Origin of the sequence: Dyella acidiphila, from assembly GCF_014863405.1 — a bacterium.
Taxonomy (GTDB): Bacteria; Pseudomonadota; Gammaproteobacteria; order Xanthomonadales; family Rhodanobacteraceae; genus Dyella_B; species Dyella_B acidiphila.
This window is the reverse complement of sequence record NZ_JACZZA010000004.1, coordinates 251255-266198: the sequence shown is the minus strand read 5'-3', so window position 1 is coordinate 266198 and position 14944 is coordinate 251255. Positions and strand designations below refer to the sequence as shown.

The following is a 14944-nucleotide window of genomic DNA, read 5'->3' as shown; positions in this document are numbered from 1 at the left end:
AGCGGCCACAAATGCGTGGCAAACTGCCCTCAGACTCAGGGAGGGTTCTATGACGCGCACGTCGATCGGCCGCCGCTTCCGCGGTGGGTGGGTAGGTCTGGGCGTGATCTGCATGGCTGGCCTGCTGGCCGCCTGCCATCACGACAATGGAAATAAGCCAGCTTTGCAGGGGACACCGGCGGCAAGCAGTTCCGCAGCGAATACGGCCAACCAGCCGTTCGCACTGTTGTCCGCCACCTCGCTGACCACCGATTCGCGCACCGCGATCGCGCTGCATTTCAGCGCAGCGCTGGCGTCTGCCCAGCCCTTCGACCAACAGCTGGCGGTGACCGGCCCGCATGGCGAGCTGGTGAACGGCAGCTGGGATCTGCAGGATGACGGCAAGACGCTCAACTTCCCGTTCGTATCGCCTAATCAGCATTACTCGGTGCTGCTGCGTGCAGGCCTGATGGCCACGGACGGACGCACGCTCGGGCATGAAGTGAAACGCGATGTCTATTCCGGCGACTTGCAGCCGGCCGTAGGTTTCGCCTCTACCGGCAGCGTGCTGCCTGCACGCGGTTCGCGCGGGCTGCCGCTGGTGTCGGTGAATGTGCAGGATGCGGATATCGAATTCTTCCGCGTGCATGACGACGCACTGTCCGATCTGTTCTGCGCCTATCCCAACAACAAGCATCGCAACGACTACGAGCTGCAGCACGAAGAGAGCGAGTACGACCGTTGCGAGCACGGCGACCGCGCCAAGCGCCCGATCACCGACATGGGCGACTCGGTCTACGCCAACCATTACACCCTGGGCGGCGGCCAGAACGAGCGCAGCGTTACCTATATCCCGATCCAGGATGTGCCGCAGCTGGCGCAGCCGGGCGTGTATATGGCGGTACTCAAGCAGGGCGGTACGTTTACGGGCGGCTACGACACCGCCGTGTTCTTCGTCAGCGATCTTGGCCTGCATCTGCGCGTGTATCACGACAACGCGCTGTTGCACGTCGCCTCGCTGCATGACGGCTCGCCGGTGGGCAACGTAGATATCGAGATCGACGGTGCCGACGGCACGCCCAAGCTGAAGGCCAGCACTGACGGCGATGGCAATGCGCTGATCGCCTACAAGGTCAATCCAGCCGATGTGCTGATTGCGCGGCATGGCAAGGATGTGTCGGTGCTGCCGTTCAACAAGCCGGCACTGGATGTTTCCAACTTCGATATCACCGGCCGCACCGAGGCGCCGTTCGAGGTGTTCGCCTGGTCCGGCCGCGATCTGTATCGCCCGGGCGAAACGCTGCGCGCGTCGGCGCTGCTGCGCGACTACGACGGCAAGCCGATGAAGCCGCAGGCGCTGTTCGTACGCCTGAAGCAGCCCGATGGCCGCAGCCTGGTCGACACCCGGCTGGAACCGCACGACTTGAATTACTTCGAGCTGAGCCAAGTGATTCCGGACGACGCGCCGACCGGCCTGTGGCAGCTTGAATTCCGCCTCGATCCAGCCAGCAAGCAGGCGGTGCAGGCGTTCCCGTTCCATGTGGAGGAATTCCTGCCCGAACGCCTGAAGGTGGATCTGGGCAGCCCGCAAGCCAGGCTGGCACCGGGCGAGCCGCTGAAGCTGACGGTGCAATCGAGCTATCTGTATGGCGCGCCCGCCGACGGCAACCGCTTCACCGCCAAGCTCCTGGTGAAACCGGAAGTACATCCGCTGCCCAGCCTGCCCGATGTGTTCTTCGGCAATCCGCTCACCGATGTGTCCAAGGATGCCGCCGATGCGGTCGACGACAAACTCGATGCGCAAGGCCATCTCGAACAGGACATCAGCCTGCCCGACGACGTGAAGCCGGTGGCGCCGTTTACCGTGACGGTATCCGGCAGCGTGTACGAGAGCGGTGGCCGCGCGGTGACCCGCATGCTCGATCGCGTGTACTGGCCGGCGCAGCAACTGGTCGGCGTGCGCCCCTTGTTCGATCCCACCCAGGGCGCGGAGAGCGAAGGCAACGCCGCCTTCGAAATCATGCGCGCCAATGTCGACGGCAAGCTGGTCGCCGGCTCGCACCTGAAGGTGCGTCTGCAGCGCGAGATCCGCGACTTCTACTGGCTGTACGAACACGGCGACGATTGGAAATCCAACGACAACGTGCAACTGCAACAGATCGATGAAAAAGACGTCGATGTTGCAGCTGGCCAGCGCGTGCAGCTGAATTTCCCGGTCGAATGGGGCGGCTACCGGCTGGAGGTTTACGACCCCGACACCAAACTCACCACCGTGTATCCGTTCTTCGCCGGCTATAGCTGGGACGACGAAAACCTCGGCAAGGAAGCGCGTCCGGACAAGGTGAAACTGGCGCTGGACAAGGCGCGCTATCGCGCCGACGATACCATGAAGGTCACGGTGACGCCGCCGCACGATGGCCCCGGCGTACTGCTGGTGGAATCCGATCATCTGCTCTATACGCGCAATATCGATGCGAAGGCCGGCGCCAGCTTCGATATCCCGGTCACCAAGGATTGGGAGCGGCACGATGTGTATATCGTTGCCCTGGTATTCCGCGGCGGCGACGCCACCGAGCACACCACGCCCGCGCGGGCGATGGGTATCGAGCATGTGGCAATGGATCGCAACGATCGCCGCATTCCGCTGAAGCTCACCGCGCCGGCCATGATGCGGCCGGGCAATCCGCTGGATGTCAGCGTGCAGGCGCAAGGGCTGTCCGGCCAGCACGCCTACGTCACGCTATCTGCGGTGGATCAGGGTGTGCTCAACATCACCAACTACCCGGTGCCGGATGCGTGGGCCTGGATGTTCGCCAAACGCGCACTGGGCGTGGATGCCTACGATCTCTACAGCCGCGTGATTGAAGCGATGGATGGCGCCGAAGCGAAGCTGCGCTACGGCGGCGACATGAGCGGCAAGGGCCTGCCGCATGCGGCGCGCCTGAATCCGCATGTACAGATCGTGGACCTGTTTGCTGGCCCGGTCGCCTTCGATGCGCAGGGCAAGGCTACGCTGCATGTGCAGGTGCCGGACTTCAACGGCAGCCTGCGGTTGGCGGCTTTGGCCTATACCGACGAACGCTTCGGCAATACCGATGGCAACATCACCGTGCGCGCGCCCCTGGTGGTGGAGCCGAGCACGCCGCGTGTGATGGCCGCGGACGACAAGGCACAGATCAGCATCGATCTGAAAAACCTCTCCGGCAAGGACGGCACGGCCAAGATCAGCGTCAAGACCAACGACCTGATCAAGCTCGATAACGCCGCGCGCGATGTGCCGCTGAAGGATGGCGGCGGCACTACCCTGCTGATGCCGGTCACCGCGGCCGGTGGTGCGGGCGTGGCCACGGTCGACATCCATGCGCAGCTCAACGACTACCAGGTCGACCGCCATTTCGAATTCGCCGTGCGTCCGGCGTGGCCCGAACAGGTCACCACCGTGCCGATGGCGATCGAAGACGGCAAGCCGCAGCACATCGACGGCTCGATGGCCGGCCTGATTCCCGTCACCGTGCATGCCCAGCTGACGCTGAGCACCTTGCCGCCACTGCCCTACAGCAGCGCCCTGCGCGACCTGCTGCGCTATCCCTACGGCTGCATCGAGCAGACCACCAGCAAGGGCTACGCCGCGCTCTACATGGACGACAAGACAGCCAAGGGGCTCGGCGTGCAGGGGCTTGGCGATGCAGCACGGCAGGCCGCGGTGGAAGGCGCGCTTGCGCGCATCGCCTCGTTCCAGGCCAGCAACGGCCACTTCAGTTTCTGGGGTGGCACCAGTCCGATCGAAACCTTCATCACGCCCTACGTGGTCGACTTCATGCTCGACGCGCGCGATGCCGGTTTTGCCGTGCCGCAGGATGTGCTGCAGAAATCCCTGCAACGGCTCAGCGACGACCTGCTGGCCGGCGGCCATCCGTATTACGACTACGAGCATCACGATCACCTGCGCATCGCCGACGAGGCTTATTCGGGCTTTGTGCTGGCCCGCGTCAATCGGGCGCCGCTGGGTACGCTACGTGCGATCTTCGACAACGACCGCCAGAAACTGGTGGCGCCGCTGCCGCTGGTGCACCTGGGCATCGCCCTGAAGCTGATGGGCGATAACGACCGCGCCCAGAAAGCGATCGACGAAGCCTTTGCCTGGGACAAGGAGCGCCCCTGGTATGTGGGCGACTACGGTTCCGACCTGCGCGACCTGGCCACGATGGTGGCGCTCACCCACACCTACGGCATGAACAAGCCCGCCTACGATGCCAAATTGATCGACTGGGCCCGCAATGCCACTGCCGATGTGCGCGCCACGCAGGAGAAGATCCCGTACTACCACTGGTCGTGGTCGTATCTGAGCACGCAGGAGCAAGTAGCCATTGCGCGGGTGGCGCATGTGTTCAACGCCGGCAGCAATAGGCCGCTGTCGGCGGCGCTGACGGTCGGCGGCAAGAGCGAAGCGGTGCCGGACGACAAGTTCCTGTGGACACGAAATCTCAGTTCCGCCGAACTGGCCAGCGGTGTCAGCGTGCAGCCGCAAAGCAAGGCGGCGGTGTTCGCCACGCTCGATATTGCCGGCATCCCGGCCAAGGCGCCGGCTGCCGATGCCAGCCAGGTCGATGTGCGTCGCGCTTACTACACCACCGACGGCAAGGCCTGGAGCGGTGACACGCTGAAGGAAGGCGATACGCTGATCGTCGAGCTGACCATCGAGGCGCGCAAGGACATGCCCGATGCGCTGGTCACCGACCTGCTGCCCGGCGGCCTGGAAGTGGAGAACCTCAACCTCAGCGGTGCGCAGCAATGGTCGGATGTGGTGATCGACAGCATCACCCTGGATCAGCGCACCGATGCGGCGGATATCGTGCACGAGGAATACCGTGACGACCGCTACGACGCCGCGCTGAAGCTGCAAGGCGGACAGGCGGCGCATGTGTTCTATCTGGTGCGTGCAGTAACGCCGGGCACGTACACCGTGCCGCCGCCGCTGGTGGAAGACATGTACCGGCCGGCGCTGCGCGGGATCGGCGCCATACCGCTGACGCAGCTGAAGGTGGTGGAGCCGTAGCACGTCAAAATCAGCGCGCAGATCACGCCCTCTCCCCTGCGGGGAGAGGGCTGGGGTGAGCGGCCACTCTCGCGAAAAAGTCGCTTCGTTGCGCCATGAAAAAATCCGCCGATCATGAAGTTTCCCGCAAGCTCGCCCCCTCCCCCTAACCCTCTCCCCGCAGTGGAGAGGGGATGGATCGGGCGATATGCGATTCGCACGCTTCGTCTAGTGCTGCCGGTGCTTGGAGCGCTCGCCCTGCTGGCCTTCGCACTCGATCGCCTGTTCCCGCTGCAACTCCCTGCCCCGGACACCGGCAGTACTGTCGTGCTCGCGCGCGACGGCACCCCGCTGCGCGCGTTTGCCGACAGTGATGGCGTCTGGCGTTATCCCATCACCCCACAGCAAGTTTCTCCGCTCTACCTGCAAGCCCTGCTCACCTACGAAGACCGCTGGTTCTATCGCCATCCGGGCGTGAATCCGTATGCCCTGCTTCGTGGTGCGGCAACCGCGTTGCGCCATGGCCATATCGTGTCGGGCGGTTCGACCCTGACCATGCAGGTGGCGCGCATCATCGAACCGATCCCGCATACCTTCGGCGGCAAGCTGGTGCAGATCTTCCGTGCGCTGCAACTGGAAGCGCATTTGAGCAAGGCGCAGATTCTGGAGCTGTATCTCAACCACGCCCCCTTCGGCGGCCCGATCCAGGGCGTGCAAGCGGCTTCGTGGGCGTATCTGGGCAAACCGGCGAGCCGGCTCTCGCATGCCGAAGCCGCCTTGCTGGCCGTGCTGCCGCAAACGCCCAGCCTGCTGCGTCCCGATCGCCATCCCGATGCCGCACGGCAGGCACGCGACAAGGTGCTGCGACGCATGCGCGATGAAGGCCTGTGGAGCGATGCGCAGATCCGCGATGCGGAAATCGAGCCGGTGGTGGCGCGTTCATTGCGCGCGCCGCTGGAGGCGGCACTGCTGGCCGAACGCCTGCATCGCCAGCAGCCGCAGGCGCGACGCATTGTCACCACCATCGACGCCAATCTGCAGCGCGCGGTGGAAGATCGGGTCAGCGACTATCTTTCGCGCCTGCCGCCACGCACATCCGCGGCCATCTTGGTGGTCGACAACGCCACCCTGGAAGCACGCGTCTACGTCGGCACCGCCGAATTTGCCGACCCCTTGCGGCTGGGACATGTCGATATGGTGCGCGCGCCACGCTCGCCCGGTTCCACGCTCAAGCCCTTCCTGTATGGCCTCGCCTTGGATGACGGCCTGATCACCTCGCAAAGCCTGCTGGTCGATGCGCCGCAGGATTTCAACGGCTACAAGCCGGGCAATTTCGACGACAGCTTCAGCGGTCCGGTAAGTGTTGCCGAAGCCTTGCAGCGCTCGCTCAACGTACCGGCCGTGGATGTACTCGATCATGTAGGGCCGAACCGCTTCGTTGCGCGGCTGGCCAATGGCGGCATCGATCTCGGCTTACCGCAGGGCGCGCAACCGAATTTGTCGATCATTCTGGGCGGCGCATCCACGCGACTGGAAAATCTGGTGGGTGCGTACACGGCCTTCGCCAACGGCGGGATCGCCGGCACGCCACGCTACCTGCCCGAGCAAGCGCAGCAGGCGCGGCATCTGCTGTCGCCGGGTGCGGCATGGATCATCCGCACTATTCTTTCCACCAATCCGGCCGACGTGGAAGGCGCGCCACTGGAAGGAACCATCGATCGCCACGGCGCAGTCGCCTGGAAAACCGGCACCAGCTACGGCTATCGCGATGCCTGGGCGGTTGGCGTTACCAACAGCTGGACGGTGGGGGTATGGATCGGCCGCCCCGACGGCACACCGTCGCCGGGGCAATACGGTGCGGTGACCTCACTGCCGCTGATGTTCGCCGTGGTCGACATGCTGCCGGACGATCGTACGCGTGCGCGCAATGTGCAGCCGCTGAGCGTACGCAGCGTGGATATCTGCTGGCCCCTGGGCGGTGCGGCGAGTTCGACACCTGCCGACCTGTGCCGTCAGCGACGCACCGCCTGGGTGCTCGATGGAGCGGTACCGCCCACCTTTGCCGAACGCGACGTCACCGCCTGGTCGGCCGGCCTGGTTAGCGTGCGCGTGAACGCGCAGGGCCAGCGCCTGAGCGCCACCTGCCATGGCAAGCAGGAACACACCGTGCAGATCGCCCGCTGGCCGGCGCTGGCCTCGCCATGGCTGCATGACGACGATGCCGCCCGCGCCACACTGCCGCCGCTGGCGCCAAACTGCGCGCCGGATTCGCTCGATGTCGCCAGCCCGATCCGCATTGCGGGGCTGACCCAGGGCGTTCACCTGCGGCAGGCACCGAACAGCACGCAGCCTTTGCGCGTTACGTTGCAGGCGTTGGGGGCGATCGGCGAAGTGCAATGGCTGCTGGATGGCCGCCTGCAGGGCAGCAGCGTGGGCAACGCGAACATGCAGCTGGCATTGCCGCAAGCAGGGGATCATCAGATCACCGCGCTGACGCGCAACGGTGCGTTTGCGCAGTTGAGGTTGTCGGTCGACAAGTCCTAGTGCGTGTCGGGGTTGGGTTACTCCGGATTTGATCCGGGGGCAACCCAACGCCTCGGTGGAGTTCGTTGGGTTACGCGGCGCTAACCCAGCCTACGCGCATCCCGGTCTATTTGCGTTTGGCGACCTTTTTTGCAGCCGACTTCTTCGTCGCCGCCTTTTTCGCTACCGTCTTTTTCGCAGCAGGCTTGCGTCGCTTGGGCGCCGGCTCATCGCTATGCAGTTCGTGTCGATGCTGCACGCGCAATTCCTCGCGGAACGCATCGGCATAGCTCTTCAATTCGGTCTTCTGCCTGGCGGTTATACCCGCGCCGCGCTCCAGATGCTGTTCCATCTGCCGCAGCAGATCGTAGTCGTGATAGTCGCGATAAGGCTTCAGGTCCAGATCCACCGGCACTTTGCGCAGGCGCTCGTCGCCGATCGCCTTGACGTATTTCTGCATGAAGCGGTCATACGCCTGCCAGGTGATGTGCTGTGCATGCACGGCGGCTTCTTCCGCCCGCGTGGCGATCTGGTGCGCATGCAGGTAGTGCAGGCCCAACTGATCGATCAAGGTTTTTTCCACTTCCTCGTGCAGCACCAGGAAGCGGTCCACTTCGATCGTGCGGCCGCGGAAGGTGAAGGTCTTGGGCAGGTGGCGATCGATGTAGATCGTCTTGCCGTCCTGGCTGTAGCCGGCGAGATAAGGAATGTCGTGGTCGCGGTCGAGCTTTTTCACCCGGCGCAGGATGGCGTCGAGCGCGCGGTCGAGCATCAATGACGAGATATACCAGTCGGGCGCTTTCAGCTTTACGTGCGGAGCGTTCGGATGACAGGTGTTGGACGGCATCGGCGGCATCTCCCTTTCTTCGCAGCGGCGCAGCTTGGGTTGGCGCAGCGTAACCCAACGATGTTGCGACGAGGACAGCTCGTTGGGTTCGCCCGGACCGAGTCCGCGCCAAGCCAACCTACCGGCAACAAAAAACGGCGCCGAGGCGCCGTTTTCGTGTTCTTGCGGAATGGTCGGGGTGGCGGGATTCGAACCCACGACCCCCTGCCCCCCAGGCAGATGCGCTACCAGGCTGCGCTACACCCCGACTGACCGCAAAGAGATGAAATTGTAGCAGTACCGGCGCAGTGGCCGGTAGAGGCGACGCTCAGCGACGCAGCAGCGCCAGCACTTCTTCCAGCTCCATGCGCACCTGGCGCACGATCTGGTGCGACATGCTGGCCTCCATGCGGGCCTGCGGACCTTCCAGCCGGGCGCGGGCGCCGGTGATGGTGAAGCCCTCGTCGTACAGCAGGGAGCGGATCTGGCGGATCATCAGCACGTCGTGCCGCTGGTAATAGCGGCGATTGCCCCGGCGCTTGACCGGGTTCAGCGCCGGGAATTCCTGCTCCCAGTAGCGCAGCACATGCGGCTTCACCCCGCACAAATCGCTGACTTCACCGATAGTGAAGTAGCGCTTGGCCGGGATGGCAGGCAGTTCGGTGTTATTCCCCTGATCCAGCATAGCCCTCGACTCTCACCTTGAGTTTCTGCCCTGGCCGGAACGTCACCACTCGACGGGCGGAGATCGGAATCTCTTCGCCGGTCTTGGGATTGCGACCCGGTCGCTGGTTCTTCTTGCGCAAATCGAAGTTGCCGAATCCTGACAGCTTCACCTGTTCACCGCGTTCCAACGCTTCGCGGACCACCTCGAAATAGGCGTCCACGAATTCTTTAGCTTCCCGCTTGTTAAGGCCTACCTCGAGGAAGAGGCGCTCGGCCATCTCCGCCTTTGTCAGCGCCGCCATCTTACCCTCGCAACTTTGCCTCGCATGACCTCTCCAGCGCATCCACCGCATTTCGCACGCAGCGATCCGCGTCATCGTCGGTAAGGGTGCGGGAACCGTCCTGTAAAATCAAGCCCATAGCGAGACTCTTTCGGCCCGCTTCGACCCCCTTGCCGCTATACCGATCGAACAGCCGCAGCTCCGCCAGCAGCGCTCCGAGGGCGCCGCGAACGGCTTGCTCGACCTGTGCCCAGGCCATGTGTTCGGGCACGTCCACCGCGATGTCGCGGCGCACCGACGGGAAGCGGGGTACCGGCTGGGCCTTGGGCAGGCGGCGGCCCAGCAGGGGCTGCAGCGCCAGCTCCAGCACGTGCACGTCCGGGCCGAGGTCGAGCTGCCTGGCCAGCTGCGGATGCAGCGCGCCGAGGTAGCCCACGGTCTGGCCGTCGAGCGCGACACGGGCACCGCGCCCGGGGTGCAGCCAGCCCGGCAGGCCGTCGGCATGGACCGACCAGCGCTGCGGCTCGCCACCCCACACGATCAGGCTGTCCAGGTCGCCCTTGAGGTCGAAGAAATCCAGCGGCCGCGCTGCCTCGCCCCACTGTTCCGCGCGCGCGTGGCCGCTGGCCACAATGGCGAGGCTGGGCGTTTCGACCGGCGGATCGCCCGCCGCAAACACCCGGCCGAGCTCGAACAGGCGCACCCGTTCCTGCTGGCGCGCACGGTTATGCGACAGGGCTTCGATCAGGCCGGGCAGCAGCGAAGGCCGCATCACGGCCAGGTCGGCGGACAGCGGATTGGCCAGCGGCACCAGTTGCTCGGTCATGCCCCACTGTTGCAACAGCGCATGGCTGACGAAGGCCAGGTTGACCGCCTCGTGATAGTCGCGCGTCGCCAGATGCTCACGCACCGCCAGTTCGTTGAGGCGCGCCTCGGGCTCGATCGCCAGCGCCAGCTCGCCCGCCGGAATATGCGTGGGGATGCGGTCGTAGCCATAGATGCGCGCCACTTCCTCGATCAGGTCTTCTTCCCGCTCGATATCGAAGCGGCTGCTAGGCGCAGTGATGCGCCAGCCGTCGGCGCCGGCTTCCACCTGCATGCCGAGCGCGGTGAAGATGCGTGCCACTTCGGCGTCGGCCACCTCCACGCCCAGCACCCGCTTGAGGCGTGCTCGGCGCAGACCGACAGCCGCCGGCTTGGGCAGGTCGGCCGGATTTTCCGCCGCCAGCACCGGGCCGGCCTTGCCACCGGCGATCGCCAGCAGCAGTTCGGTGGCGCGCTCCAGGGCGCGGCGCGGCAGCTCCGGATCGACGCCGCGTTCGAAGCGGTGCGAAGCATCGGTATGCATGCCCAGCTTGCGGGCGCGACCCATGATCGCTGCAGGCGCGAAGTGCGCCGCTTCCAGGAAAATGTTGCGGGTGGCATCGGTAACGCGCGAATCGTAGCCGCCCATCACGCCGGCTACCGCCAGGCCCTTCTGCTCATCGGCGATCAGCAGAAAACCGCGATCGAGCTTTACCTCCGAACCGTCGAGCAGCTTCAGCGTTTCATCCGCATGTGCATGGCGCACGACGATGTCGCCCGTCAGCGTGTCGTTGTCGAACGCGTGCAGCGGCTGGCCGAGTTCCAGCATCACGTAGTTGGTGACGTCCACCACCGCACTGATCGGACGCAGGCCAGCGCGGCGCAGGCGTTCGGCCAACCACAGCGGCGTGCGTGCAGCCGGATCGATGCCCTCGACAATACGACCGAGATAGCGCGGTGCATCGGCGCCGGCTTCCAGGCGAATGCCGCGCTGTGCCGTGCCGGTGACCGGTGCTTCGGCTTGTGCCGGCACTTTGACGTGGCTGCCGAACAGCGCGGCAACGTCGTGTGCGAGGCCGACCAGGCCCAGGCAATCCGGTCGATTGGGCGTGAGCTTCAGTTCGATGCTGGCGTCGGGCAGGCCCAGGTAATCGGCCAGCGCCTGGCCCACCGGCGCATCCTGCGGCAGCTCCAGCAAACCGGAGGCGTCGTTGTCGATGCCCAGCTCCTTGGCCGAGCACAGCATGCCGAACGATTCCACGCCGCGCAGCTTGGCCGCCTTGATCGCGATACCGCCGGGCAGGTTCGCGCCCACGGTCGCCAGCGGCACCTTGATGCCCACGCGCGCATTCGGTGCGCCGCAGACGATCTGCAAGGTTTCGCCGGAGCCGGCGTTCACCTTGCACACCTGCAGCCGATCGGCCTCGGGATGCTTTTCCGCCGCGACGATCTCGGCCACCACCACGCCGGTGAGGTTGTCACCCAGGGGCGTGAGCTCTTCCACTTCCAGCCCGGCCATGGTCAGCGCGTGCGCCAGGGCGGCCCGGTCGGCCTTGATCTCGACCAGCTCGCGCAGCCAGTTTTCTGAGAATTTCATGCTTGTCGATTCCTAACCGGCGAATCAGGCGAATTGCTTGAGGAAGCGCAGATCGTTCTCGAAGAACGCGCGCAGGTCGGACACGCCATAGCGCAGCATGGCGAAACGCTCCACGCCCAGGCCGAAAGCGAAGCCGGTGTAGCGCTCCGGATCGATGCCGCAGTTCTTCAGTACGTTCGGATGCACCATGCCGCAGCCGAGCACTTCCAGCCAGCGCGTGCTGCCGTCTTCGGCATCCCAGCGGATATCCACTTCGGCCGAAGGCTCGGTGAAGGGGAAGTAGCTGGGCCGGAAGCGCATTTCGAAATCGCGCTCGAAGAACGCGCGGATGAATTCGGCCAGCGTGCCTTTCAGATCGGCGAAGCTGGAGGTTTCATCCACCAGCAGGCCTTCGATCTGATGGAACATCGGCGAATGCGTCTGATCCGAATCGCTGCGATACACCTTGCCGGGCGCAATCACGCGAATCGGCGGCTGACGCCCCTTCATCGCACGGATCTGCACCGGCGAGGTATGCGTGCGCAGCAGGCGGCCATCGCCGAAATAAAAGGTGTCGTGCATGGCGCGCGCCGGGTGATGCGGCGGAAAGTTCAGCGCCTCGAAGTTATGCCAGTCGTCCTCGATTTCCGGGCCGTCGGCACGCTGGTAGCCCAGGCGCGCGAAGATGGCGGCAATGCGCTCCAGAGTACGCGTGATCGGATGGATACCGCCACGTTCGCCGTCACGGCCGGGCATGCTGATATCGAGCTTCTCGGAAGCGAGCCGGCGATCGAGTTCGGCCTGCTCCAGCGTCTGCTTGCGCGCGCCGAGCGCATCGTTGAGGCGCTCCTTCAGCCGATTCACATCGGCGCCGCGCGCCTTGCGTTCGTCCGGCGACAGCGTGCCGAGCGCTTTCAGGGCCGCGGTCACAATGCCGCTCTTGCCGAGCAGGCTTACGCGCAGCGCATCGAGCGTATCGAGCGTGTCGGCGTTACCGATTTCGGCCAGCGCCTGCGCGGCGCGGGTATCCAGATCTTCCATCGATGCAGTCCCGGCTTGATTCATGGTGTTGATAGCACTTACCTGGCGAGTAGGGAGCCGTTGCCAGGCCCTCCATTCTTACCGCGCCGCGCTTCCCGCGGAAGCGGAATCTAACGATGTAACGCCATCTTCCTAAGCCGTCGTTCCCGCTTTCGCGGGAATGACGGCACAAGAGCATTACGGAAATATGTATGCCCATCTGCTTTTGAAGTGCAAAAACCAAAAGCACAAAACAAAAACGGGGAGAAGGCTTAAGGCCTTCTCCCCGCTTGATTCACTTCACTCGTCAGTGTTCGACGATCAAGCGGCCAGACTGGCCTTCGCCTTTTCTGCGATGGCCCCAAACGCCTTGATGTCGTGCACGGCGATGTCGGCCAGCACCTTGCGGTCGACCGTGATGCCGGCCTTGGCCAGGCCATTGATCAGGCGGCTGTAGGACAGGCCGAACTGACGGGCGGCAGCATTGATACGCACGATCCACAGGGCGCGGAACTGACGCTTCTTCTGCTTGCGGCCGATATAGGCGTACTGACCGGCCTTGATGACGGCCTGGTTGGCAACGCGGAAGACCTTGCGACGGGCGTTGTAGTAGCCCTTCGCACGACCGATGATCTTTTTGTGACGACGACGGGCGGTAACGCCACGCTTTACACGAGCCATGGTTTAGTCCTCCGCCTTAGAGATACGGCAACATGCGTGCTACACCCTTGGTGTCGCATGCCTTGACGTGGTTGGTGGCGCGCAGGTTGCGCTTACGCTTGGTCGACTTCTTGGTCAGGATGTGCGACTTGAAGGCGTGACCGGCCTTGAACTTGCCGGACGCGGTCTTGCGAAAACGCTTCGCCGCCGCGCGGTTAGTCTTGATCTTGGGCATGGGTATGCTCCTTGATGGGCTTGGCCCTGGTTGGGGGCTGCCCCGGTTTCTGACTGATCTGGCGGTGGCCTGGGCCACGCTTTCCGTCCTGCCATGATCGGTTCACGACCCTTCCTTGCGGGTCGAACGGGAAAGTTTACGTGAATTCAGCGCCCTACGCCAGAGGCCGAAACCACTTCCCGTGTTCAGGCAGCCGGGGCCGGTTCCACCGTGTAGGACCAGGGCTGCTGGGTATCCGGGGCCGCCAGCGCCTGCTGATAGTCGGCCGACTCCAGGTACTGCTCATAGGTGACGGTGCGGGCATCCAGGTCCAGCGGATAACGGCCATCGCCGGCGGCCAGCATGGCGCTTATGGCCTGGAGCAGCTGCAGCTCCGGCAGCATCTTCTCGATGAACAGGAACTGCCCCTGCTGGTTTACCTCCAGGAAATGCAGCTGCCCGGCGGCATCCTCCACCAGGTCGATGCAACCGAAAGCCAGGCCCAGCCGCCGCATTAGCTGGCGCAGCTTGAGCTCGACCACCTCCGGCAGCCGCACGGCCTGGACCAGCATGTCATCGTCCAGGATGGACGGGCGCCAGTCGACGTAGGCGCCGCCGGAGCGGCGACTGATGCGGGCCGCGAAAAAGCGCTCGCCGATCACGGTGACCCGCAGATCGCAGACCTTGTCGATATAGCGCTGGTAAATCCCCGGGCAGAACGCGATCGGCAGTTCCGGCAGCTCGGTGGCGGCGTCGAGCACCGCCACGTCGGTGTTGTACATGCGCTGGCTGGCCTGGTCTTCCCAGGCGTGCCCGACAAACGTCTTGAACACCACCCTGCCCCAGCGGGCCACCAACTCGGCGACCTTGCCCGCGTCATTGGTCACCACCGCCTCGGGGAACTCCAGCCCCACTTCCGCGGCGACCCGCAGCTGCAGCAGCTTGCTCTCGGCCGCGATCGCGGCGCCCGGGTCGTTGACCCAAAAAGCCGGCACCAGGTCCCTGGCCACGGCCAGAAAATTCTTTTGAAACAAGGTCCACTGCTGGGACGAGAACATGCGATCGGTTTCGTTCTGATCGCGCAGATCGGGCGACGCCGGCCGCCGGTACCAGACCGACGCCAGCGCATCGAGCGGACCATCCGGCATCCAGGCCGCCAGCCCCCGCTCGCCGGCATGCACCGCCAGCCGGGTGGAAGCGTCATGGCGCAGGGATTCGCTCATCCGCACGCTGACGCCCATGCGCCGCAAGGCCCAGGCCACGGCGGAAGCGTGAATATCGTAGGCCGGGGCAAACAGAAGCACGTGCCGCATAAGCCAAGCTCTCCATCCAGGGAAAACAGCGTTCCGCCCGCGTCAGC

10 protein-coding genes and 1 tRNA gene are annotated in these 14944 nt (G+C 64.6%); 2 read left to right on the top strand and 9 right to left on the bottom strand.

The window, feature by feature from the left end:
• Nucleotides 1-49 precede the first annotated feature (49 nt).
• Complete coding sequence (locus IGX34_RS09470) at nt 50-5035, top strand: alpha-2-macroglobulin family protein (protein WP_192555463.1); 4986 nt, start codon at nt 50-52, stop codon at nt 5033-5035.
• 114 nt (nt 5036-5149) lie between these two features.
• Nucleotides 5150-7558 carry a penicillin-binding protein 1C gene (pbpC, locus tag IGX34_RS09465; protein WP_192555462.1) on the top strand — a complete coding sequence of 803 codons (2409 nt, stop codon included), beginning with the start codon at nt 5150-5152 and terminating at the stop codon, nt 7556-7558.
• 106 nt (nt 7559-7664) lie between these two features.
• On the opposite strand, the gene IGX34_RS09460 is transcribed toward pbpC, so the two are convergent.
• The 9 genes from IGX34_RS09460 to IGX34_RS09420 all read right to left on the bottom strand — a co-directional run bounded on the left by IGX34_RS09460 (nt 7665) and on the right by IGX34_RS09420 (nt 14897).
• A complete protein-coding gene (locus IGX34_RS09460) occupies nt 7665-8582 on the bottom strand; it encodes a hypothetical protein (RefSeq protein WP_192555461.1) in 918 nt (305 codons plus the stop codon).
• A tRNA-Pro gene (locus tag IGX34_RS09455) sits at nt 8555-8631 on the bottom strand. The genes IGX34_RS09460 and IGX34_RS09455 overlap by 28 nt, the downstream gene beginning before the upstream one ends.
• Before the next feature lie 60 nt (nt 8632-8691).
• Nucleotides 8692-9048, bottom strand: coding sequence for a MerR family transcriptional regulator (locus IGX34_RS09450; protein ID WP_115477489.1), 357 nt, complete (start codon nt 9046-9048; stop codon nt 8692-8694).
• A complete protein-coding gene (gene ihfA / locus IGX34_RS09445; RefSeq protein ID WP_126674889.1) occupies nt 9029-9331 on the bottom strand; it encodes an integration host factor subunit alpha in 303 nt (100 codons plus the stop codon). Before ihfA ends, IGX34_RS09450 begins: the two co-directional genes overlap by 20 nt.
• A gap of 1 nt (nt 9332) precedes the next feature.
• A complete protein-coding gene (gene pheT / locus IGX34_RS09440) occupies nt 9333-11711 on the bottom strand; it encodes a phenylalanine--tRNA ligase subunit beta (RefSeq protein WP_192555460.1) in 2379 nt (792 codons plus the stop codon).
• A gap of 24 nt (nt 11712-11735) precedes the next feature.
• Complete coding sequence (gene pheS, locus IGX34_RS09435) at nt 11736-12731, bottom strand: phenylalanine--tRNA ligase subunit alpha (RefSeq protein ID WP_192555459.1); 996 nt, start codon at nt 12729-12731, stop codon at nt 11736-11738.
• A 300-nt stretch (nt 12732-13031) separates the two neighbouring features.
• On the bottom strand, nt 13032-13391 hold the full coding sequence (gene rplT, locus IGX34_RS09430) for a 50S ribosomal protein L20 (RefSeq protein WP_128898432.1): 360 nt from the start codon (nt 13389-13391) through the stop codon (nt 13032-13034).
• A 16-nt stretch (nt 13392-13407) separates the two neighbouring features.
• The gene (gene rpmI, locus IGX34_RS09425) at nt 13408-13605 is read right to left on the bottom strand and encodes a 50S ribosomal protein L35 (protein ID WP_019467379.1); all 198 of its coding nucleotides are present in this window, start codon (nt 13603-13605) and stop codon (nt 13408-13410) included.
• Nucleotides 13606-13790: 185 nt separating this feature from the next.
• Nucleotides 13791-14897 (bottom strand): MvdC/MvdD family ATP grasp protein, encoded by a 1107-nt coding sequence (locus tag IGX34_RS09420; protein WP_192555458.1) that lies wholly within the window; start codon nt 14895-14897, stop codon nt 13791-13793.
• Between the last annotated feature and the right edge of the window lie 47 nt (nt 14898-14944).